We start from the raw sequence: 728 nt of genomic DNA on the forward strand, positions 1-728 counted from the left end.
CCAAAGCACCTATGTTTAATATGAGATATTAATCTATAAGGATTATTATAAATATGGATATAACTCCTATCAACGTTCTATTTGTTTGCGTTAAAAAAGGCGTAAGAGCGGCTATCGCTAAAGCAATTGTAGAGCAACAATCTAATGGGATGATACAAGCAACTTGCTCAGGATTTGAAACTGGAGGAACTCCCCAAGCTATCTTAGATGAGCTGTCTAACTTACTTGACGTATCGATAGAGACCGAAAGCAAAACTGTTTTTGAATATAAAAGGAGAAATGAAAACTTCGATTACGTGATTACACTATGTGACCAAGTAAGTCATGAGCAGTGTAATGTCTTTGTTGAGTGCGTAAACGTGGTTTGTTCACATATACCATACAAGCTTCACTGGGCGATCCCTAACCTTGGTGTTGCCCTCGAATTGTCAGGGAATGATAGAACCATATTTGTAAAAAAGATCATAGACCAAATAACCCTTGAAGTAGCACAACTCTTATCAAATACTCAAGCAAAAGACTTAACTACTTCTTATGTAAGCCCACACCTTAAGCAGCTGAACCAAAAATAAGGGCCCCGAGACATCAATTGATGATGTTACTTCTCTGGTTTCATACGATGTATGGCAAGATTAAGTTATGGGTTTTACGCGATCTTTATGCCATCACTTGAATTTCTAAGTATCGTTGTTCCGCACTTCACCATGACTACAAGTATTACAAACTCA

Annotated in this window: 1 protein-coding gene; it reads left to right on the forward strand. The window is 37.5% G+C overall.

Annotated features, from left to right (window positions below; all coding sequences use genetic code 11):
* Positions 1-53: 53 nt before the first annotated feature.
* Positions 54-572 (forward strand): hypothetical protein, encoded by a 519-nt coding sequence (locus H5300_RS26945; RefSeq protein ID WP_182797383.1) that lies wholly within the window; start codon positions 54-56, stop codon positions 570-572.
* Positions 573-728: the final 156 nt, after the last annotated feature.

This window comes from Vibrio sp. SG41-7 (assembly GCF_014164465.1).
Classification (GTDB): Bacteria; Pseudomonadota; Gammaproteobacteria; order Enterobacterales; family Vibrionaceae; genus Vibrio; species Vibrio splendidus.